This window comes from Micromonospora sp. NPDC048839 (assembly GCF_040649915.1).
In the GTDB taxonomy this organism is placed as follows: Bacteria; Actinomycetota; Actinomycetes; order Mycobacteriales; family Micromonosporaceae; genus Micromonospora.
In genome coordinates, this window is record NZ_JBEZGL010000013.1 from 70,871 (window position 1) to 90,773 (window position 19,903).

A 19,903-nucleotide genomic window follows, 5' to 3' on the forward strand; every position below is an offset into this window, starting at 1 on the left:
GTGCGCGGCCCCGCCCAGACTTGTCGCGTGACCAAGAACCGCCGTCTGCATCCCGCCTGGCTGGTCGCCGCCGTCGCCTTCGTGGCGCTGGTCGGCGCGGCCGGCTTCCGCGCCACCCCGTCGGTGTTGCTGCACCCGCTGCACGAGGAGTTCGGCTGGCCACTGGCCACCATCTCCGCCGCCGTGTCGGTCAACCTGCTGCTCTACGGGCTCACCGCGCCGTTCGCCGCCGCCCTGATGGACCGCTTCGGCATCCGCCGGGTGGTCTCGGTGGCCCTGCTGCTGGTCGCCGCGGGCAGCGGGTTGACGGTCTTCATGAGCGCCAGCTGGCAGCTGCTCCTCTGCTGGGGTGTGCTGGTCGGGCTGGGCACCGGGTCGATGGCGCTGGCGTTCGTGGCCACCATCACCGGGCGCTGGTTCGTGCGCCGGAGAGGTCTCGTCACCGGAGTACTGACCGCCGGTGGGGCGGCCGGACAACTGGTGTTCCTGCCACTGATCGCCATCCTGGTCCGTGACCACGGCTGGCGTACCGCCGCGCTCGTCGTGGCCGGAGCCGCGCTGGCGGTCGTACCCCTGGTGGTGTGGTTGCTGCGTGAGCACCCGGCGGATCTCGGGCTGCCCGCCTACGGGGCGACCGAGGTCGTCGCGGCGCCGCCGGCGACCGGCGGTGCGGCGTCCCGGGCGCTGGGCGCGCTCGCGACGGCGGCCCGGACCCGCCCGTTCTGGCTGCTGGCCGGCGGGTTCGCGATCTGTGGCGCGACCACCAACGGCCTCGTCGGTACGCACTTCGTGCCCGCCGCCCACGACCACGGCATGCCCCAGACCACCGCGGCCGGGCTGCTCGCCCTGGTCGGGCTCTTCGACATCGTCGGGACCATCGCCTCCGGCTGGCTCACCGACCGGGTGGACAGCCGGTTGCTGCTCGGCATGTACTACGCGCTGCGCGGGGCGTCCCTGCTGATCCTGCCGAGCCTGTTCGTCGGCACCGCCGAACCGAGCATGCTGGTGTTCATCATCTTCTACGGCCTGGACTGGGTGGCGACCGTGCCGCCGACCGTCGCACTGTGCCGGGAGTACTTCGGTGCCGCCGGCGCCGTGGTGTTCGGCTGGGTGTTCGCCGCCCACCAGTTCGGCGCGGCGGTCGCCGCGACCGGTGCGGGGCTGCTGCGGGACCAGCTCGGTGACTACGCGATGGCCTGGTACGCGGCCGGTGCGCTGTCGATCGGCGCCGCCGGGCTGTCGTTGCTGCTGCGTCGCCGGCCGGGCCGGCCGGTGCCGGCGGCCGTGCTGGCCGCCGCGACCGCACCAAAGGCGTGGAGCTTCCGGGGCTGAGCTGCCCTGCGACGGCCGGTCAGCCCACGCTCCACTGCTGGGCCGGCCGGCCGTCGCAGGGTCGCTGCCGGATGTCGTCGCCGGCCTCGACGCCCTCCTCGTCGGCCTGGGCGCACTTGCCGCTGTGCACGGCGACCAGCAGCACCGGGCCGGTGCCGGTGGGGCTCAGCCGCCACTGCTGGTTGGCCTGGCCGTGGCACGGAAACTGCATCAGCCGGGTGCCGTCGTCACGACTGCCGCCCTCGACGTCGAGGCACTGACCGTGCGCGGCGTTCGTCACTGTCACCGCGTCCGCCCCGGCCGGGTTGACCACCCACTGCTGCTCCGGGCCGCCGGTGCAGGTCGCCAACTCGGCCGCCGCCTGCCGTCCGTCGCCGTCGAGCCCCAGGCAGAGCCCCGAGGCGGCCTTGAACACCCGGGGCCCGGTCGGCGGGACCGGCGGGGTCGGCGACGGCTCGGCCGGTGCGCTCGGGCTCGGCTCGGCCGCCGCACCGGTGGGCTGCGCATCGGTGGACGGCGCGCCGACCGTCGCCGTCGCGGCCGGCTCGTCGTCACCGTCGAGCAGCCCGGTGGCGAAGACCACCCCGAGGAGTGCGCCGACCAGCCCGACCGCCAGCGCCACCCGCAGCAGCGGATCGGCCAGCGGGCCGGACCGTGCTGCGCGTCGGCTGCCGCCGTACACGGTGCCAGTTTTGCCGGGGCGTTCCTCGGGCGCGGACATAGCCGCCATCCTCACCCACCGCCGTCGGCGACTGCCAGTCGGTGGGTCGGCTGGGCGACCCGGATCGGCGGCGCTCAGCGGGTGGGTTGCGGGTCCGTGACGTCGGCGACGGTGGCGTCGAGGGCCGTGATCGCGGCGTCGGCGTCGATCGCGATGGCGAGGCCACGCTCGCCAGCGCCCAGACTGATCTCGCGGCCGCGCAGTCGCTCGTCGGCGATCACCGGCCAGGCCGTGCTCGCGCCGAACGGGGTGATGGTGCCGCGCTCGTAGCCGGTGGCGGCCAGGGCGCCGGCGGCGTCCGGCATGGAGAGTCGGTGCACCCCGAGCAGGGCGCGCAGCTTGGGCCAGGAGATGACCCGGTCGCCAGGGGTGAGCACGAACAGGTGATCGTCCGCACTCCGGCGGACCACGATCGTCTTGACGACGTCGGGGACGGCCACGCCCCGGGCCGCGGCGGCCTCCGCGAGGCTGCCGACCGCACCGTGGCTGACCAGCCGATACGTCAGTCCGGCGGCGTCCAGGGCGGTGATCGCGGGCGATGGCATGCCCGCCACGGTAACCGCCTGGCCCGCCAGCGGACGGGAAACTGCCAGCGCCGACATCCCACCGTTTCCAAACGGCGAGCGTAAGGTGATCACATGCGCGCTGAGCGTGTGGATCACCCCATTGACCATGATCAAGCGGTGGACACGCTGCGGCGGTCGTACGCCGCGGTGCCCACGGGCGAGCCTGTCCGGCTGGCCAAACGCACCTCCAACCTGTTCCGCCCCCGATCCGCGCCCCGGACTCCGGGGCTCGACGTGAGCGGCCTGAACGGCGTGTTGTCGGTCGACCCGACCGGGCGCACCGCCGACGTGCAGGGCATGTGCACGTACGAGGACCTGGTCGACGCGACGCTGCCGCACGGGCTGATGCCGCTGGTGGTGCCGCAGTTGCGCACCATCACGCTGGGCGGCGCGGTGACCGGCCTCGGGATCGAGTCCACCTCGTTCCGCAACGGTCTGCCGCACGAGTCGGTCCGGGAGCTGGACGTGCTCACCGGCTCCGGTGAGATCGTCACCGCCCGACCGGACGGGGAGCACGCCGACCTGTTCGCCGCCTTCCCCAACTCGCTGGGCAGCCTCGGTTACGCGACCCGGCTACGCATCGAGCTGCAACCGGTCGGCCGGTACGTGGCGTTGCGCAACGTCCGGTTCACCGACCTGGAGGCGCTCACCGACGCGATCGCGGAGGTGACCGCGACCCGGTCGTGGGCCGGGCAGCCGGTCGACGCGATGGACGGGGTGATGTTCAGCCCCGGCGAGGCGTACCTGGTGTTCGCCACGTTCACCGACGCCGGCGACCCGCCCAGCGACTACACCGGTCAGGCCATCTACTACCGGTCACTGCGCCGGCGCACCCGGGACGTGCTCACCGCGTACGACTACCTGTGGCGCTGGGACACCGACTGGTTCTGGTGCTCGTCGGCGTTCGGCGCGCAGCACCCGGTCGTGCGCAGGCTCTGGCCGGCGCGTTACCGGCGCAGCGACTTCTACCACCGGCTGGTCCGCCTCGAGCACCGCCACCAGGTGGCGGCCCGGATCGACCGGCTGCGCGGGCAGCCGGTCCGGGAGCGGGTCGTGCAGGACGTGGAGATCCCGCTGGACCGTACCGCCGACTTCCTGCGCTGGTTCGCCGGCGCGGTGGGGATGAACCCGGTGTGGCTGTGTCCGTTGCGGTTGCGGGAGCCGGCGGGTGCCGGTTCGGCGCGGTCGTGGCCGCTGTATCCACTCCGGCCAGGGCAGGACTACGTCAACATTGGGTTCTGGGGGAGCGTGCCGATCGCGCCGGGCGCCGCCGACGGCGACGTCAACCGCACGATCGAACGCAGGGTGTCGGAGTCGGGCGGCCACAAGTCGCTCTACTCCGACGCGTACTACGACCGGGACGCCTTCGATCGCCTGTACGGCGGCGACACGTGGCGGGCGGTGAAAGACCGCTACGACCCGGACCACCGGCTGACGGGACTGTACGAAAAGGCGGTAGCACGAGCATGAGCCTGACCGACAGAGATCAAGGGGCGGCGAGCGTCCCCGCCACCCCGCCGGCGGGGGGCCGGCACACGGGTCCGACCGTGGCGGATGTCATCCGCGCGGTCACCACGGGGCCGTTGCCGGTGCGGATCACCGGGTACGACGGCAGCTCCGTCGGCCCGTCCGACGCGGGCATCACCCTGGCGATCCATTCCGAGCGGGGCTTGTCCTACCTGCTCACCGCCCCGGGAGACCTGGGCATGGCCCGGGCCTACGTCAGTGGTGACCTGGCGTTGCAGGGGGTGCACCCGGGTGACCCGTACGAGGCGTTGCGGGTGCTCAAGGACGAGCTGCGGTTGCGCCCGCCGTCGCTCGCCGAGGGGCTGGCGCTGGTCCGAGGGTTGGGCTGGGAGCGGCTGCTGCCACCGCCGGCTCCACCGCAGGAGGCGCAGCCGCGGTGGAAGCGGGTGGTGAACGGGCTGCGGCACTCGCGGGTACGCGACAGCACGGCGATCTCGCACCACTACGACGTCTCCAACGCCTTCTACGAGAAGGTGCTCGGCCCGTCGATGACGTACACCTGTGCGGTCTACCGGTCCCCGGGCGACACGCTGGAGCAGGCCCAGGCGGCGAAGTACGACCTGGTCGCCGGCAAGCTGGCGCTGCAGAAGGGGATGCGGCTGCTGGATGTGGGCTGCGGCTGGGGTGGCATGGTGCGCCACGCCGCCCGCGAGTACGGCGTGAAGGCGCTGGGGGTGACCCTGTCGAAGGCGCAGGCGCAGTGGGCGCAGGCCGCGATCGAGCGGGAGGGGTTGAGCGAGCTGGCGGAGGTGCGCTACCTGGACTACCGGGACGCGCCGGCCGAGCAGTTCGACGCCATCTCCTCGATCGGGTTGACCGAGCACATCGGGGTGCGCAACTACCCGGCCTACTTCGGCGCGCTGCGCAGTCGGCTGCGGCAGGGTGGGCGTCTGCTCAACCACTGCATCACCCGCGCGGACAACCGGGCGCCGCACCGCTCGGGCGCGTTCATCGACAGGTACGTCTTCCCGGACGGCGAGTTGGCCGGCCCGGGTCGGTTGATCAGCGAGGTGCACGATGCCGGGTTCGAGGTGCACCACGAGGAGAATCTGCGCCAGCACTACGCGCTGACGCTTGCCGCCTGGTGTCGCAACCTGGTGGAGCACTGGGACTTCTGCGTCTCGGAGGTGGGTGCGGGCACCGCCCGGGTGTGGGGGCTGTACATGGCCGGGTCCCGGATGGCGTTCGAGCGCAACGGCATCCAGTTGCACCAGGTGCTGGCCACGCACAACGGCCCGGACGGTGTGAACGGCTACCCGTTGCGACCGGACTGGTTGCCCTGATCACCTGCTGACCGCTGCCTGAAGCCGCGTCGAGGAAAGTCGGCGCGGCTTCTCGCGAACCGATTGACAAACAAGTTTTGTACGTACAAACTGATTTTGCCATGAGAGACGTCCTGTACCTGGAGCAGATCGAGCAGGCCGAAGTCCTGCTCAAGCCGCAGCGCGTTGAGGTGCTGCGGCAACTCGCCGAACCGCGCACCTGCACCGAGGTCGCGGCCCGACTCGACCAGACGCCACAGCGCGTCTACTACCACGTCAAGCAGCTCGTCGCGGCTGGCCTCGTCGAGCTGGTGAACGAACGTAAGGTCCGCGGCATCACCGAGGGGATCTACCAGGCGGCTGCCCGGTCGTACTGGCTGTCCCCCCGGCTCGTCGGCCGGATCGGCCTCCGCCGCGCCCGGGACGAGCTGAGCCTGGGCTACCTGCTCGACCTGATGGAGGAGGTCCAGGCCGACATCGCCGGTCTGGACCGGGCAGCGCCCGAGCTGCCCTCGATCGGGGTCTCCGGCGAGATCCGGGTGCCCGCCGAGCAGCGCCAGCAGTTCCTGCACGACCTGCAAACCGCACTTCAAGACCTGTTCACCCGCTACGGCGGCAGCGAGGGCGATGCCTTCAAGCTGGCCGTCGCCTGCTATCCGAAAGGCAACGACAATGAGTGAACCGTTGAAGGTCCAGGCCCGTCTCTCCGCGCCGGTCGGGCGCGTCCGCGCGGCCCTGACCGACCCGGCCGAGCTGCGTCTCTGGCTGGCCGAGCACGCCGAGGTCGAGCTGCCCCAGCGGTACGAGTTCTGGGGGCGCTACACGCCCGAGGGCGACGCCCCGCACCAGCGGCTGCTGCACGCCGACGACGACACGCTGCGCTTCGGCTGGCTGCTCGACGGGGTGGAGACCACCACCGAGCTCCAGCTCACCGCCGAGGGCACCGACAGCACCGTGCTGACGCTGACCCAGAGCCACTTCGACTTCGCCGAGGCGATGAGCGGCTCCAGCATCCGGGGCGTGCTCCAGACGTACTGGGCGCTGTCCATCGCCAACCTGGCCGCGCACGTGGAGGGCAAGCCACTGCTGCCCCGTACCGACTTCACCTCCGCCGACCTGCGGGGCGAGTTGGTCATCGCCGCCCCCGCCGACAAGGTGTGGGAGTCGCTCACCGACTCCGAGCAGGCCAGCGCCTGGTTCGGCTACCCGATCGGCATCGAGCCCTGGGTCGGCGGCCGGTACGCCATGGGCGGCTTCGAGACCGGTTACGCGGCCAAGGTCATCGACCTGGAGCCCGGCCGACGGATGTCCATCGACTGGGGGCCGACCGGTGTGACGAGCTGGGAGCTGGCCGAGTCCGGTGGCCGCACCACGCTGACGTTCGTGCAGAGCGGCTTCGACGAGGCCAACCCCCCGTACGGGGCCTGGAGTGGGTCGGTTGCCGGGCTGTTCGAGCTGCGCCGTTTCCACGAGGTGCCGAACTGGCAGCCGATCTGGCTCGCCGAGGAGGTCCCCGGCCTGGAGCCGGCACCGGCCAGCTGACCGTTGCCCCTTGATCGTGCTCGATCACGGATGTGGTGGTCTCGTTCGCCCTGGAGGCCACTGCATCCTGGATCGAGCGCTATCTTGTGCGGGTGGCAGGTCCGGAGCACATGGACAACCGCAACTGGAAGGGCGTCATCAACCAGATCCTGTACGGGTTGATCTTCACCCCTCAGTTGGACGACGACACCGCCGCCCAGATGGCCGCGGCGATGGTCGAACGACGCTACTTCGGCGACGGCCCGGGGGTGTACGCGGACGCGATCGCCCAGGCGCAGCGGTACGACGGCCCGCTCACCGACGAGAGTGAGACATCGCACAGCGAGCAGGAGTTCCGCGACTTCCTCCGCCGGCTGGCGGGCGAGCTGGACCAGCGCCGGCCCTGGCACTGAGGGCGCGGCTCGACCCGATCCGTTGGCGCAATCTGGTGACTTTTCGCGGCTGAGTGGGTACTGGCGGGCGATGTTCTTCATCTTTGGTCTGCGTACCAAGGTCGCCAGGTCCGGTGTCGTGCAGCAGGTCTGCCGGCACTGCGGCAACCAGGCCGCACAGGTGATCACCCGTCGTTCGACGAAATTCACCCTGTTCTTCATTCCCCTCATTCCCATCCGCACCCGGTACGCGCAGCAGTGCACGTTCTGCGGTGCGGAGTACGACATCTCCAGGTCCGAGGCCGAGCGCCTCCCGGTCGGCTGATCGTCCATGGAACGTTTCCTCTGCTGGCTGATCGGCCGACCGACGCCACCTGTCGACGTGGCGGTGCACACCGTGGCCCGCCCGCCCTGCACCCCCGGCCGCCGCAGACGTCGCCGCGCCCGCCGACCACTGGCCGGCACCGCGCTTCCCCGCTCTCCCTGGAACCGCTCCGCCGGCCGGTGACCTCCCGGCGTCCGGGTACGCGGTCGTGCATGGAGAGTCGGAATGCGGGCACTGTGTGGCGGGGCACCTCCGCCCCCCATCTGGGGCAGGTCTACAGCGGCATCCACCAGGGGCGCCTGTCGAGGTTGGACAGTCATTTTCGGCTGACCCGCGGGTACGGTCGGCCCTGGCGGCGTACCTGGGGGCTGGTTAGGCTTTCGGGGTTTGCCGTGGACCGGTCTTCCGAGGGTGCACGCACGATCGAAGAGCCGGAGCGACCGTGTCCCGACAGGACGGAAAGCAGGCTGTGGGGCGGCTCAACCCCGCTGGTGCTGTCGTCGCGGCCGCGGTCATCCTGGTGGAGGCATGCTGGCTGGTCGCCGCGTTGCCCGGAGCCGCGCTGGTCAGTGACATCGGCGCGCTGCTGGTGGCCGGTTGGGCGACGGTCGCCTGTGTCGGCGTGGCCCGCCGGCATCCGGCACCGCTGCGCAGATTCTGGATGCTGCTCGCCGTCACCATGGCCCTCGCCGCGCTGGGCCGGGCCATCTGGACTGCGCAACGTCTCGTCGGCGGCGACCTGCCGCACACACCGGTGGTCGGGGTGGTCTTCACCGCCGGCATCCTCACCGGTACGGCCGCGCTGCTCAGCTCACCGTCCGCGCCACGGACCGCGGTGGGGCGGGCCCGCACGCTGCTGGACGGGGTGATCGTCGCCCTGGCCCTGGTGCCGATCGCCTGGGTGCTGGTGTTTCGGGGGGTCGCCGCCGCCGAGTTGGCCGACCCGGCGCGCACGCTGGGCCTGCTCTACCCGATGTTCGACCTGATGCAGCTCACCATCCTGGTCGCGGTGGCCGGGCCGGCCCGGCCGATGTGGCGGCCGATGAGTCTGCTCGCGGCGAGCCTCACCCTGCGGGTCGTCGCCGACGTCGTCTACGTCTCGCTCGTCGCGCGTGCCGACTACGCCGCCGGTCACCCGATCGACCTGTGCTGGCCGGTGAGTTACCTGCTGATCGGCCTGGCCTCCCGCAACCCGCCGCCGCCGGACTGCGACGGCACCGACGACACCGCCGAGTCGCCGCTGCCGCCCTGGTGGCGGGTGGCGTTGCCGTACCTGCCGGTGGGTGGGGCGATCGTCGCGGTGGTGCTGGCCCGCCGACCCACCGGGCAGACCCCGCACCTGATCTTCGTGACCATGATGGTCCTGCTCGCGGCTCTCGCCGTGCGGCAGGGGTTGGCCGCCAACGAGAACCTGCGGCTGGTGGTCCGGCTGCGCCGTCTCGCGTACGGGGACCAGCTCACCGGGCTGCCCAACCGGTTGCTGTTCAACCGGAGGCTGCGGCTGGCCCTGCGCGACGGCCGGCCCGCCGCCGTGCTGCTCCTCGACCTGGACGGGTTCAAGCAGGTCAACGACCGTTTCGGGCATGCCACCGGCGACACCCTGCTGACCGGACTGGCGGCCCGGATGCGGGCTGTCGTGGCCGACGACGGCATCATCGCCCGGCTCGGCGGGGACGAGTTCGCGGTGCTTGTCGACGGCGATCGTCAGGTCTCACCCGAGCGGCTCGCCGAGCGGCTGCTGGACGCGCTGCGACCCTCCGACGGTGAGGACGACGTCGGCGTGCACCCGTCGGCGAGCATCGGCATCGCCGAACTCGGCCCGCAGCACGCCTCGCACACCGACCTGCTGCGTGACGCCGACATCGCCATGTACGCGGCCAAGGCGGCGGGGAAGTCCGCGTACCGGACGTGCACCTCGGCGCTGCGCGAGTCGGCCGTGTCGCGTGCCGAGCTGATCGCCGATCTGCGCCGCGCGGTCGACGAGGATCAACTGTGTCTGGAGTTCCAACCCATCGTCGACCTGGCGACCGGCACGGTACGCAGCGCCGAGGCGCTGGTGCGCTGGCGGCACCCCCGGCTGGGGATGCTGCCGCCGTCGAGGTTCCTGCCGCTGGCCGAGGAGACCGGGCTGATCCTGCCGATCGACAGGTGGGTGATCCACGAGGCGTGCCGGGCGGCGGCGACCTGGCGGGACCGGGCGCCGGACGCGACGGTGGCGGTGAACATCGCCGCGGCGCACCTGCGCCGTCCGGACCTGATCGCCACGGTCACCGCCGCCACGAGCGCCGCCGGGCTGGCGCCTCGGGCGTTGACCCTGGAGCTGACCGAGTCGGCGCTGATCGAGGGCACCGAGGCGGTGTTGGAGCGGCTGCACCAGCTCCGCGAGCTGGGCATCAAGATCGCCATCGACGACTTCGGTACGGGCTACTCGTCGCTGAGCTACCTGCACCGCATCCCGGCGACCGAGTTGAAGATCGACAGGTCGTTCGTGACGCGGCTGGGGACGGACGACCGGGCGTACGCCACCGTGGAGATGGTCACCCGGTTGGCGGGCGCGTTCGACCTGACGGTCGTCGCCGAGGGGGTGGAGACCGAGCGTCAGCACGAGGCGGTCGCCGCGATCGGGTGCCCACGCGGTCAGGGCTATCTGTACGGGCGGCCGGACGCGCCCGCCATGGTGGGCCAGAATCGGGCTTGACCCTGACGTAGCGGCAGGCGGGAGCCTGGTTTCCGGAAGGGAGGGGAACCATGGCGTACACGGTGGGTCAGGTGGCGAAGGTCGCTCGCGTGACGGTGCGGACTCTGCACCACTACGACGAGATCGGCCTGCTCTCGCCCAGCGGGCGGACCCCGGCGGGTTACCGCCGCTACGACGAGGCGGACCTGCAACGGCTGCAACTCGTCCTGTACTACCGGGAGCTGGGTTTCCCGCTTGAGGAGATCACCGCGATCATCGACGACCCGGCGGCCGACCCGGCCGCGCACCTGCGCCGCCAGCACGAGTTGCTGACGGGACGGGTGAAGCGGTTGCAGGAGATGGTCGAGGCGATCGAGTTCGCGATGGAGGCGAGCAAGATGAACATCCAACTCACCCCGGAGGAGCGGTTCGAGGTCTTCGGTGACGCCGACCCGGAGCAGTACGAGGCCGAGGTGAAGCAGCGTTGGGGTGACACCGACGCGTACCGGGAGTCGAACCGGCGGGTCTCCCGCTACACCAAGGAAGACTGGCTGCGGAACAAGACGGAGAACGAGGACTGGGGCCGGCGGATCGTCGCGCTGATGGCCTCGGGCGCGCCGGCGGACAGCCCGGAGGCGATGGACCTGGCCGAGGAGCACCGGCAACTCATCGGCCGCTGGTTCTACGAGTGCACGTACGAGGGGCACACCGGGTTGGCCGACATGTACCTGGCCGACGAGCGGTTCACCGCGTACTACGAGAACATGGCGCCGGGGTTGGCCGCGTACCTGAACGAGGCCATCCACGCCAACGCGATCAGCCGCGCCTGATCGGCCCGGGACAGCGGCGGGGTGCGGTCCGGCTACTCTGGCCGGACCGCCACCGCCCCCGGGGAGAACACCGTGCAGAAGCCGAAGCTGATCGCCGCCGGTGCCATCCTCGCGGTGGCGGTCGCCGCCGGGGTGTGGGCACTCGTGGCCACGGGCGACGAACCCGACGCGGGTCGCGCTCCGGCGTCAGCGGCACCGACCGACCCGGTGGGTGTGCTGACGGCCGCGGCCGCGAAGGTCGACCAGCAGACCTACAAGCTGACGTTGGGCACCGGGGGGACAGCGGGCGGGGACGGCACGGTGGTGCTCTGGGACCCGACGGCGAAGCGTGGCCTGGAGACCACCTCGCTCAAGGTGCCCGCCGGTGCGGTGAAGATCGAACGACTCACCACCGGGCCGGACGTCTACGTGCGGATCAGCGCCCCGGACCGCCGCGTCCCGGTCTGGGACGGCAAGACCTGGTGGCACGTCGGGGCGCCGGGTTCGCCGCCCGCCCAACAGGGTCTGGACAACACCAAGCTCGCCGGCACGCTCAGCACGGCGACGGCCGTCCGGCAGACCGGGTCACGGGAGTACGCCGGCACGCTGGACCTGCGCGAGAGCGCTGCGGTGCTGGGCAACGGGGTCGGCGGTGTGCTCGGTGACCGGGCCGGGGCGGTTCCGTTTACCGCGGCCGTCGACGAGCAGGGCCGGTTGGTCCGCTACCGCATCGAGTTGGCCAGTGAGCAGTCGGAGACCGCCCAGCTCGACCTGACGTACTCGGACTTCGGGTTGTCGGTGTCGGCGGATCCGCCGGCGGCCGACCTGGTCGGCGAGGATCCGCCGGCGAACATCCCGGGCGCCTGACCGTCGGGTCACTCCTCGACCGCGCCGGCGGTGGGGGTGACCAGGAAGTCGTAGACGGTGCGCGCCATCCGGCGGACCGTCTCGTCGCCGCTGGCCATCGGGCCGGCGGTGAGGAACGCGACGGCGGTCTCGGTGCCGGGGATGAGGTAGTAGCCGACGTCGTGGGAGGCGTCCGGCAGGTCACCGGTCTTGTGGGCCACCGGCACCCCGGGTGGCAGCGCCGCCGGGATCTTGGTGTTCAGGGTCTGCTCCCGCATGAACCCGATCATCAGGTCACGGGAGGCGGGGGTGAGGATCTCGCCGTCCCAGACCGCCCCGAGCAGGGACACCACGTCGTCGGGGCTCGTGTAGTTCTCCTCGCCGCGTTGCGCCGCCGCGCTGTCGAGCATCCGGCGGGCCAGGATGGTCGATCGTTGGTTCATCGAGTCGATCAGCGCGTTGACCGGGGCGAACCCGCCGAGGTAGGTGATCAGCACGTTCGCGGCGACGTTGTCGCTGTACTTGATCAGGTACTGGGCGAGTCGATGCAGGGTGACCACCTGCGGGAACGTCTCGAACTGGAGTTGACCGGTGCCGCCGACCACGTCTTCCGGGGTCACCAGTACGCCGTCGTCGAGCGAGACCTGTCCACAGTCGACCCTCCGCAGCAGCTCGACGAGAATCCACAGTTTGATCACGCTGGCGGCCTTGGGGCGCAGCGCGCCGTTGACAGCGATCTGCTGGTCGCCGTACCGGCCGGACAGGTCGCGGACGGTGACTCCGGCCGGGTTGAGGCGCGCGTCGGCGACCACCCGGGCGAGTTGCCCGCTGAGCGGGAACAGTCGGGCTCCCGCGACCGGGTCGGTGGGCGGCTGCGGGCTGGTGACCACCACGCCGGTCAGTTCGACCGGCGGGCGGTGCTGGGGGATCACCTCGAGGCTGCCCTCGCTGCGGCCGGTCAACGGCACCCGGTAGCGGTAGGCCGTGCCTCCGACGACTACCGCACCGCTGGCCACCCCGGCGGCGACGAGCATGCCCGGGTCGGCGACCCGTCCGGTGTCACCGTCGCAGGCCCGGTAGCGCACGGTGTGCCCGAGCGAGTCCACCGCGAACACCCCACCGGGGAACGACAGCCAGGACACCTCGCTCGTCGGCGCCCGCTCCGGCGTCGGCTCGACACCGGGCTCGTGCCCCTGCCCGCCGCCCTGGTGCCCCGGCTCGGCCGGCCGCGTCGGGTCCGCGCCGGGGCCGTCCGCGGTGGCCGGCCCGGTCGTGGCCAGCACGGCGAGCGCGACCGCCGCCGCCAGCCCCTTCCGAGGTACGCGGACAGCGATCGCCAATGGGGAAGATGAGGACCTCTTGTCGCTTCTTCTCACGTTTGTACGATATGAAGCGCCGCGGAGCGGTGCGACAAGCGAGGTCGGCGTCACCCGTCCGGGCGGCGATGTCCCCATGGGCGCGATGACTCACAGGTATAAAGATGACGCACAGGCATCAACCTCATCAGTGACACCGACCCCCGGAGGTCCCCATGTTGATCATCGCAGGCAGCCTGCGGGTTGAACCCTCCGCACGCGAGGCGTACCTGTCCGACTGCGAAAAGGTCATCGCGCAGGCGCGCGCCGCCGCCGGTTGTCTCGACTTCCTGCTCGCGGCCGACCCGCTGGAGCCGGGACGGATCCACGTCTACGAACGCTGGGAGTCCGCGGAGCAGTTGGCCGCCTTCCGTGGCTCGGGGCCGAGTGACACGCAGGAAGCGGAGATCCTCGACGCCGATGTGCAGCGCTACCTGATCTCCGGCGTCGAGGCACCCTGATCCGGTCGTTCCACGGCCGGAGGGTCACATCGGCGGTCCCGATGCGGGCTCGGGTTCCGCGGGCAGCCCGGGCGCCAGCCGGCGGATCGAGGCGAAGGCGGGCGTCAGCGCTTCGTACAGCTCGGCGAACAGTGGCAGCAGCGCCGCGTACGTGGCGGCGGCGGCCGGATCGGGGCGGATCGTCTCCTCGATCCGGACGAGGTCGGCGGCGACGTCGATGCTGGGGATCAGCCCGAGCGCCTGCATGCCGAGCAACGCCGCGCCGAAGCTGGACCCCTCGTGTGCGGCCGGAAAACTCACCGGCACGCCGAGCACGTCGGCGAGCATCTGCCGCCACAGGCCGCTGCGGGCGAAGCCGCCACCGGCACGGATCTCGCGGACCTCGTTGCCGGCCGCCCGTACCGAGCTGAGCACCAGGGCGAGCTGCTGGCAGACCCCCTCCAACGCGGCACGGATCAGGTGCTCGCGGCGGTGGCTGTGGGTCAACCCGACGTACGCCCCGCGCGGCAGCGCGCTCCAGTGTGGTGCCCGTTCGCTGTGCAGGTACGGCAGCATGATGAGCCCGCCCGAGCCGGCCGGCGCGCGGGCCGCCAGGGCGACCAGGTCCTCTTCGGAATGTTCACCCAGATCCGGGGCGAGCGCCTCGCCGGCCCACTTGAGGACGATGCCGCCGTTGTTGATCGCACCGCCGACCGCCCAGCGGTGCTCGGTCAGCGCGTAGCAGAACACGCCGCCGAGCGGGTCCACGCCGGGCCGCTCCACCATCACCCGCATCGCGCCGCTGGTGCCGATCGAGCAGGCCACCATGCCGGGGTGCACCGCGCCCAGGCCCAGGTTCGCCAGGGGGCCGTCGCCCGCGCCGACCACCACCGGGGTGCGCTCCGGCAGGCCGGTGGTGGCCGCGGCCTGCGGGGTGAGGCCGGGCAGCACGGCGGTGGTGGCGACCAGTTGGGGCAGTTGCTCCTCGGTGATGCCGGCGATGCTCAGCGCCTCGCTGTCCCACTCCAGCCGGTGGATGTCCAGCAGGCCGCTGGCCGAGGCGATCGAGTGGTCGGTGACCAGCGCGTCGCAGAGCCGCAGCAGCACCCAGTCCTTGATGCCCACCCAGTGCGCGACGCGCTCGAAGAGTTTCGGCTCCTGCTCGGCGAACCAGACCAGCTTGGGCAGCGGCGACATCGGATGCATCGGCGTGCCGGTACGCCGGTGCAGGGCCAGCCCGGACGGCACCGCCCGGAGCCGCTCGGCCTGCCGGATCGCGCGTGAGTCGGCCCAGGTCACCGACGGCGTGAGCGGGTTGCCGTCCGGGTCCAGCCCGATCAGGCTGTGCATGGCGGAGCAGAACGCCAACCCGGCCACCGGCTGGACCAACTCGGCCACGACCACGCTCACCGACTTGAGCACCGCGTCGAGGATGAGGTGCGGATCCTGCTCGGCGTAGCCGGGTTGCGGGTCGTTCAGGGGGTAGCCGACCGAGTGGCTGCCGAGCTGCCGCCCGTCGGTGTCGTACGCGACGGCCTTGGTGCTGGTGGTGCCGATGTCGACACCGACGACCACTCCGGGCCGGGTCTCCTGTGGCACGCGCTCACCCCCTTCGCACGGCGGTGCGGCGGCGACGCCACCCGGCTGCGGTTGACGTTACCGAGACAGCGTCCGCCCCCGCAGGACACGCGAACTGGACATCCGTCGACGCGAAAGTATCGGCCGATCGTGCGGTTTTATCCGCCGATCGGATATTTCGCCCGTTCCGGCATGTCCGGGTACCACGCCGCGTCTGTTGAACGGGGAGACACCCAGATTGGTGGCCTACGCGGCGAAGGAGTCGGCGTGGCAAAGACTGATTCAACGGGTTCCACCTGGCGGTACCGGTGGGCGCACCGGCAGAACGTGCGGCGGGTCAGCACGTTCCGGGGCGCCGAGACGGCCTGGCGGCGACGTGCCGACGAGTTGCGGCGACTGCACGCCCTCGCCGCCGACTTCCAGGGCTCCGCCGCGGCCGGCGACGGCCTGCCCCTGGAGTTGACCGCCGACGAGGCGGTGCTCTGGGTGCTGCCCGCCGCGCAACTGGTCGAGGTACGGCACACTCCGGTGCTGCCCGCCCCGGACCTCACGGTCGCCCCGCCGAGCGGGCCGCTACGTCCGCGCCGCCCGGACGGCGTACGCGTCACCGATGCCGGCATGGCCGTGATCACCAGCCGCCGCCTGGTGCTGCTCGGCGGACGCGGCCGGCGCGACTGGGCGTACGGCCGGATGACCGGCCTGGCCCACGACCCCGCGTCGCCGGTCACGTTGATCCAGGTGCTGGACCGGCGGACGACCGCCGGCTTGCTGCTGCCCGTCGACGCGGCGCCGGACTTCCGGTTCAAGCTGACCCTGGCCTTCGCCGACGCGATCGAACAGCGCGCCGCCGTGCTCGCCCAACTCGACGAGCTGATCGCCGAGCACGCCCAGCTCAAGCCGTTCCGGCCGGCCGCGGCCACCCCGGCGCAGGCCCGGATCACGTCGTTCGTCCCCGGTGGTCGCCGGACCATCGCGGTGGCGGCCGCGCTGGCGTTGCTGGTGCCGGCGGCGCTCATCGAGTCGGATCCGTCCGACCCGACCGGAGGCCCGGAGGTCGCCGCCGCCGCAACCCCCAGCGCGGAGCCCGTGCTGATCCGCCCGGCGGCCCCGGCGCTCACCCGCGTCACCCCACCGCCGAAGCCGACGACGTCGCCACGCTCGGCGCCCCGCACGACCGGCGACCCGCGCTGCGGCGCGCCGGAGAACCCCCTCGGGTACGGCTTCTGCGGCGGCACCCGGATCCGTCGGCCCGCCCCCGAGGTGTGCGACTGGTTCGACTGCGTGCCGCAGTTCTGGGCCGGGCGGGGTTACCTCGTGCAGTGTCGCGACGGTTCGGTCAGCCTGGCCGGTGGCGGGGCCAAGGCATGCGGCGAGCACCGTGGGGTGCGGCGAACCATCACAAAGTGACTGATTTGGGGCTTAAAGTCGGCTTCGGTCGGCCACAATTGCCCAGTGGAGATCAGGTCTGACGATGGCGCGCGGGTGCGGATACGCCCCGTCGGCTACCAGCCTGGCATCGACCCGCCCGACGACCCCGACCGGGCCGCGCCCGGCTGGCACGACTGGCTGCTCATCGAGGTGGACGCCCGCACCGCCGACGGCCAGACCTGGTCGCACCACTACCCGAGCCTGATGGTCGAGGAAGCCCGCGCGTTCGGCGGCTGGCTGCGCGGGCAGGCCACCTCGGCGCTCGAATCGAACGCGCCACCGGCGATGGTCAGTTTCACCGAACCCAACCTGGCCCTCCGCTCCCGGGTGCTCCGCCGACGCCGGCTGGAGCTGATCGTGGAGTTCTCCGCCGAGTCGCTACCGCCGTGGATGCGCCGCCCGTCCGGCGCGATCTACCCGTTGCTGCTCACCGTCTCGGCGGACGCCCTCGCGGCTGCCGCCGAGCAGTGGGCCGAGCACTGCGCGGCGTACCCGCCACGGACCCGGTCGAGGTTCCCCGCCGAGAACCCCAGGTCGGTGCACCACCCGCGCCGCGCGGGCTGAACGGCTCACCACGCGTTGTCCTTGTGGAGCCGGTAGCGCCCTGCTCTGATGTGCGGTCATGGGTGCTGAGCAGGTCCACCGCACGGTGGAGGCGGTGTGGCGCATCGAATCCGGACGGGTCGTCGCCGCCCTGGCGGGGCTGGTCCGCGACGTCGGCTGGGCCGAGGAGTTGGCCCAGGACGCCCTGGTCGCCGCGCTGGAGCAGTGGCCGCGCGACGGCGTACCGGCCAACCCGGGCGCGTGGCTGACCACCGTCGGCAAACGGCGGGCGATCGACGCGCTGCGTCGGCGGAGCCTGCTGGAACGCCGGGTGGCCGACCTCGGGCGCGACCTCGACGACGAGCGGTTCACCCCCGACTTCGATGCCGCGTTCGAGGAACGCATCGACGACGACCTCCTGCGGCTGGTGTTCACGGCCTGCCACCCGCTGCTCACACCACAGGCGCGCGCGGCACTGACCCTGCGGGTCTTGGGCGGGCTGAAGACCGAGGAGATCGCCCGGGCGTTCCTGGTGGCGGAGACGACAGTCGCGCAGCGCATCACCCGGGCCAAGAAGACGCTCGCCGAGGCGAAGGTGCCGTTCGAGGTGCCCGGCGTGGCCGAGCGCGGCGAACGGCTCGCCTCCGTGCTGGAGGTCATCTACCTGATCTTCAACGAGGGCTACTCCGCGACGGCCGGGGACGACTGGATGCGCCCGGCGCTCTGCGCGGACGCGCTGCGGCTGGCCCGCCTCGTACAGGAGCTGATGCCCGAGGAGTCGGAGGTGCACGGGCTGGCCGCGCTGCTGGAGATCCAGGCGTCGCGTACCGCCGCCCGGGTCGACGCCGACGGCGAGCCGATCCTGCTGCTGGAGCAGGACCGGGGACGCTGGGACCGTCTGCTGATCCGTCGTGGCCTCACCGCGCTCGGCCGGGCCAGAGCGGCGCCCGGCCCGCCCGGCCCGTACACCCTCCAGGCGGAGATCGCGGCCTGCCACGCGCGCGCGGCTACCCCGCAGGAGACCGACTGGGCGCGCATCGCCGCCGGCTACGCGGAGCTGGCCCGGGTCGTACCGTCCCCGGTCGTGGAGCTGAACCGGGCCGTCGCGGTCTCCTTCGCCGACGGCCCAGCCGCCGGTCTGGAACTGGCCCGGGCGCTGGCCGACGAGCCGGCGCTGGCCGGCTACCACCTGCTGCCCAGCGTGCTCGGTGACCTGCTGGCCAAGCTGGGCCGCCACGACGAGGCGCGCGCCGAGTTCGAACGGGCCGCCGAGCTGACCGGCAACGAACGCGAACGCGCACTGCTGTTCGCCCGTGCGGCCGACTGCGCCCGTGGGATCACGCCAAGCCGGTGAAGAATTCTTCGACAGTCATGTCGTATCCCGCCCCGACCGCTCGACGCGTCAGCGAAAGCCGGCTCGCACCGGCACGCGGGACCGGCGACCGGCCGGCACGGAGAAGGAGAGTGGCATGACGACGACAGCGAACGGAACGGGCGCGGGGTCCGCGGTGGCGGGCGTCGACTCCCGGCGTACGACGACCAGGGCTCTGCTGGCCGGCGGAGCCGCCGCCGGCCCACTGTTCCTGGTGGTGGCCGCCGCCCAGGTGCTCACCCGCGACGGGTACGACCTGAGCCGGCAGCCGCTCAGCCTGCTGGCCCTGGGCGACCTGGGTTGGATCCAGATCGCCAACTTCGTGTTGACCGGGCTGCTGGCCCTGGCCGGCGCGGTGGGGCTGCGCCGGACGCTGCGGGGTGAGCCGGGCGGCACGTGGGGTCCGGCGTTGATCGCCGTGCACGGCCTCGGCCTGGTCATCGGCGGGGTGCTGGTCTCGGACCCGAGCATGGGCTGGCCGGCCGGCGCGCCGGAGGGCACGCCCGACACGATCAGCTGGCACGCCATCGGTCACGGTGTCGGCGCGGGGCTGGCCTTCGGCTCGCTGCCCATCGCCTGCCTGGTTTTCGCCCGCACCTGGTGGCGGGCCGGGCAGCGCGGTTGGGCCGCCTACTCGCTGGGCAGCGCCCTGGCCGTCGTCGCGATCCTGGCCTGGCCCGACCAGGACACCCTCAGCATCCGGATGGCGCTCGCCTGTCTCGTCACCTTCGGCTGGCTCACCGCGCTCTGCGCCCGACCGCTGACCCGCTGACCCGCATCCAACGATCACGAGAGGACCACACCGATGCGCTACATGATGATGCACAAGCTCGACGAGAACCTGCCCGGAGCGTTCAACCCGAGCCCGGAGTTCATGGCCCGGATGGAAGGTTTCATGAAGGAGGTCGCGCAGGCCGGGATCCTGGTCGCCGCCGAAGGGCTCTGCCCGACCGTCACCGACGCCACCCGGATCACCGTGCGCGGTGGCACGACCACCGTCACCGACGGGCCGTTCACCGAGACCAAGGAACTGATCGCCGGGTTCGCGCTCGTCGACGTGCGCTCCCACGAGGAGGCCGTGCACTGGGGACGACGGTTCGTCGACGTCTTCACCGAGACGATCGGCGAGGTGGAGGTGGACATCCGCCGGGTCTACGAGGCTCCCGAGGCCGGCCAGCCGGGCTGACCCCTCGTCGCGCCGCCGCCCGG

21 protein-coding genes are annotated in these 19,903 nt (G+C 72.0%); 17 read left to right on the top strand and 4 right to left on the bottom strand.

Annotated features, from left to right (window positions below; all coding sequences use genetic code 11):
* Window positions 1-27 precede the first annotated feature (27 nt).
* A complete protein-coding gene (locus tag AB0C25_RS23700) occupies window positions 28-1,332 on the top strand; it encodes an MFS transporter (protein WP_357376422.1) in 1,305 nt (434 codons plus the stop codon).
* Window positions 1,333-1,351: 19 nt separating this feature from the next.
* On the opposite strand, the gene AB0C25_RS23705 is transcribed toward AB0C25_RS23700, so the two are convergent.
* Both AB0C25_RS23705 and AB0C25_RS23710 read right to left on the bottom strand, forming a co-directional pair.
* On the bottom strand, window positions 1,352-2,053 hold the full coding sequence (locus tag AB0C25_RS23705; protein ID WP_357376423.1) for an RICIN domain-containing protein: 702 nt from the start codon (window positions 2,051-2,053) through the stop codon (window positions 1,352-1,354).
* A gap of 74 nt (window positions 2,054-2,127) precedes the next feature.
* A complete protein-coding gene (locus tag AB0C25_RS23710; RefSeq protein ID WP_357242109.1) occupies window positions 2,128-2,598 on the bottom strand; it encodes a YbaK/EbsC family protein in 471 nt (156 codons plus the stop codon).
* A gap of 93 nt (window positions 2,599-2,691) precedes the next feature.
* Between AB0C25_RS23710 and AB0C25_RS23715 the strand changes: the two genes are divergently transcribed.
* The 10 genes from AB0C25_RS23715 to AB0C25_RS23760 all read left to right on the top strand — a co-directional run bounded on the left by AB0C25_RS23715 (window position 2,692) and on the right by AB0C25_RS23760 (window position 11,999).
* Window positions 2,692-4,089: an FAD-binding oxidoreductase gene (locus AB0C25_RS23715; protein WP_357376424.1), complete on the top strand. Its 1,398-nt coding sequence runs from the start codon at window positions 2,692-2,694 to the stop codon at window positions 4,087-4,089.
* Complete coding sequence (locus AB0C25_RS23720) at window positions 4,086-5,429, top strand: class I SAM-dependent methyltransferase (protein WP_357376425.1); 1,344 nt, start codon at window positions 4,086-4,088, stop codon at window positions 5,427-5,429. Before AB0C25_RS23715 ends, AB0C25_RS23720 begins: the two co-directional genes overlap by 4 nt.
* Window positions 5,430-5,530: 101 nt before the next feature.
* The gene (locus AB0C25_RS23725) at window positions 5,531-6,088 is read left to right on the top strand and encodes a helix-turn-helix domain-containing protein (protein WP_030490876.1); all 558 of its coding nucleotides are present in this window, start codon (window positions 5,531-5,533) and stop codon (window positions 6,086-6,088) included.
* Window positions 6,081-6,950 (top strand): SRPBCC family protein, encoded by an 870-nt coding sequence (locus AB0C25_RS23730; RefSeq protein ID WP_357376426.1) that lies wholly within the window; start codon window positions 6,081-6,083, stop codon window positions 6,948-6,950. The genes AB0C25_RS23725 and AB0C25_RS23730 overlap by 8 nt, the downstream gene beginning before the upstream one ends.
* A 92-nt stretch (window positions 6,951-7,042) precedes the next feature.
* Window positions 7,043-7,342 carry a hypothetical protein gene (locus AB0C25_RS23735; RefSeq protein ID WP_357376427.1) on the top strand — a complete coding sequence of 100 codons (300 nt, stop codon included), beginning with the start codon at window positions 7,043-7,045 and terminating at the stop codon, window positions 7,340-7,342.
* Window positions 7,343-7,412: 70 nt separating this feature from the next.
* The gene (locus AB0C25_RS23740; protein ID WP_357376428.1) at window positions 7,413-7,646 is read left to right on the top strand and encodes a zinc-ribbon domain-containing protein; all 234 of its coding nucleotides are present in this window, start codon (window positions 7,413-7,415) and stop codon (window positions 7,644-7,646) included.
* 6 nt (window positions 7,647-7,652) lie between these two features.
* Window positions 7,653-7,829 (top strand): hypothetical protein, encoded by a 177-nt coding sequence (locus tag AB0C25_RS23745; RefSeq protein ID WP_357376429.1) that lies wholly within the window; start codon window positions 7,653-7,655, stop codon window positions 7,827-7,829.
* 259 nt (window positions 7,830-8,088) lie between these two features.
* Window positions 8,089-10,344 (top strand): EAL domain-containing protein, encoded by a 2,256-nt coding sequence (locus tag AB0C25_RS23750; protein ID WP_357376430.1) that lies wholly within the window; start codon window positions 8,089-8,091, stop codon window positions 10,342-10,344.
* Window positions 10,345-10,394: 50 nt separating this feature from the next.
* Window positions 10,395-11,153: a MerR family transcriptional regulator gene (locus AB0C25_RS23755; RefSeq protein WP_357376431.1), complete on the top strand. Its 759-nt coding sequence runs from the start codon at window positions 10,395-10,397 to the stop codon at window positions 11,151-11,153.
* Window positions 11,154-11,225: 72 nt separating this feature from the next.
* Window positions 11,226-11,999, top strand: coding sequence for a hypothetical protein (locus AB0C25_RS23760; RefSeq protein ID WP_357376432.1), 774 nt, complete (start codon window positions 11,226-11,228; stop codon window positions 11,997-11,999).
* 8 nt (window positions 12,000-12,007) lie between these two features.
* Here the strand turns inward: AB0C25_RS23760 and AB0C25_RS23765 are convergent, their stop codons facing one another.
* A complete protein-coding gene (locus AB0C25_RS23765; RefSeq protein ID WP_357376433.1) occupies window positions 12,008-13,318 on the bottom strand; it encodes a serine hydrolase in 1,311 nt (436 codons plus the stop codon).
* 191 nt (window positions 13,319-13,509) lie between these two features.
* Between AB0C25_RS23765 and AB0C25_RS23770 the strand changes: the two genes are divergently transcribed.
* The gene (locus tag AB0C25_RS23770) at window positions 13,510-13,794 is read left to right on the top strand and encodes an antibiotic biosynthesis monooxygenase (protein WP_357376434.1); all 285 of its coding nucleotides are present in this window, start codon (window positions 13,510-13,512) and stop codon (window positions 13,792-13,794) included.
* Window positions 13,795-13,818: 24 nt separating this feature from the next.
* Here AB0C25_RS23770 and AB0C25_RS23775 read toward each other — a convergent pair whose 3' ends face one another.
* Window positions 13,819-15,372 carry a gluconokinase gene (locus tag AB0C25_RS23775; RefSeq protein WP_357376435.1) on the bottom strand — a complete coding sequence of 518 codons (1,554 nt, stop codon included), beginning with the start codon at window positions 15,370-15,372 and terminating at the stop codon, window positions 13,819-13,821.
* Window positions 15,373-15,618: 246 nt separating this feature from the next.
* Between AB0C25_RS23775 and AB0C25_RS23780 the strand changes: the two genes are divergently transcribed.
* From AB0C25_RS23780 to AB0C25_RS23800, 5 genes are all read left to right on the top strand, one after another.
* Entirely contained in the window at window positions 15,619-16,758 is a 1,140-nt protein-coding gene (locus AB0C25_RS23780) for a hypothetical protein (protein WP_357376436.1), read from the top strand.
* 45 nt (window positions 16,759-16,803) lie between these two features.
* Window positions 16,804-17,343: a hypothetical protein gene (locus AB0C25_RS23785; protein WP_357376437.1), complete on the top strand. Its 540-nt coding sequence runs from the start codon at window positions 16,804-16,806 to the stop codon at window positions 17,341-17,343.
* A 58-nt stretch (window positions 17,344-17,401) separates the two neighbouring features.
* The gene (locus AB0C25_RS23790; protein WP_357376438.1) at window positions 17,402-18,676 is read left to right on the top strand and encodes an RNA polymerase sigma factor; all 1,275 of its coding nucleotides are present in this window, start codon (window positions 17,402-17,404) and stop codon (window positions 18,674-18,676) included.
* Window positions 18,677-18,791: 115 nt separating this feature from the next.
* Window positions 18,792-19,466, top strand: coding sequence for a DUF998 domain-containing protein (locus tag AB0C25_RS23795; RefSeq protein WP_357376439.1), 675 nt, complete (start codon window positions 18,792-18,794; stop codon window positions 19,464-19,466).
* A 33-nt stretch (window positions 19,467-19,499) separates the two neighbouring features.
* The gene (locus tag AB0C25_RS23800; protein ID WP_357376440.1) at window positions 19,500-19,880 is read left to right on the top strand and encodes a YciI family protein; all 381 of its coding nucleotides are present in this window, start codon (window positions 19,500-19,502) and stop codon (window positions 19,878-19,880) included.
* Window positions 19,881-19,903: the final 23 nt, after the last annotated feature.

Coding starts and splice junctions, on each gene's coding strand:
- AB0C25_RS23730 (WP_357376426.1), top strand. CDS start 6,081: ATGAGTGAACCGTTGAAGGTCCAGGCCCGTCTCTCCGCGCCGGTCGGG.
- AB0C25_RS23745 (WP_357376429.1), top strand. CDS start 7,653: ATGGAACGTTTCCTCTGCTGGCTGATCGGCCGACCGACGCCACCTGTC.
- AB0C25_RS23790 (WP_357376438.1), top strand. CDS start 17,402: ATGGGTGCTGAGCAGGTCCACCGCACGGTGGAGGCGGTGTGGCGCATC.
- AB0C25_RS23755 (WP_357376431.1), top strand. CDS start 10,395: ATGGCGTACACGGTGGGTCAGGTGGCGAAGGTCGCTCGCGTGACGGTG.
- AB0C25_RS23720 (WP_357376425.1), top strand. CDS start 4,086: ATGAGCCTGACCGACAGAGATCAAGGGGCGGCGAGCGTCCCCGCCACC.
- AB0C25_RS23795 (WP_357376439.1), top strand. CDS start 18,792: ATGACGACGACAGCGAACGGAACGGGCGCGGGGTCCGCGGTGGCGGGC.
- AB0C25_RS23715 (WP_357376424.1), top strand. CDS start 2,692: ATGCGCGCTGAGCGTGTGGATCACCCCATTGACCATGATCAAGCGGTG.
- AB0C25_RS23725 (WP_030490876.1), top strand. CDS start 5,531: ATGAGAGACGTCCTGTACCTGGAGCAGATCGAGCAGGCCGAAGTCCTG.
- AB0C25_RS23710 (WP_357242109.1), bottom strand. CDS start 2,598: ATGCCATCGCCCGCGATCACCGCCCTGGACGCCGCCGGACTGACGTAT.
- AB0C25_RS23770 (WP_357376434.1), top strand. CDS start 13,510: ATGTTGATCATCGCAGGCAGCCTGCGGGTTGAACCCTCCGCACGCGAG.
- AB0C25_RS23800 (WP_357376440.1), top strand. CDS start 19,500: ATGCGCTACATGATGATGCACAAGCTCGACGAGAACCTGCCCGGAGCG.
- AB0C25_RS23740 (WP_357376428.1), top strand. CDS start 7,413: ATGTTCTTCATCTTTGGTCTGCGTACCAAGGTCGCCAGGTCCGGTGTC.
- AB0C25_RS23705 (WP_357376423.1), bottom strand. CDS start 2,053: ATGTCCGCGCCCGAGGAACGCCCCGGCAAAACTGGCACCGTGTACGGC.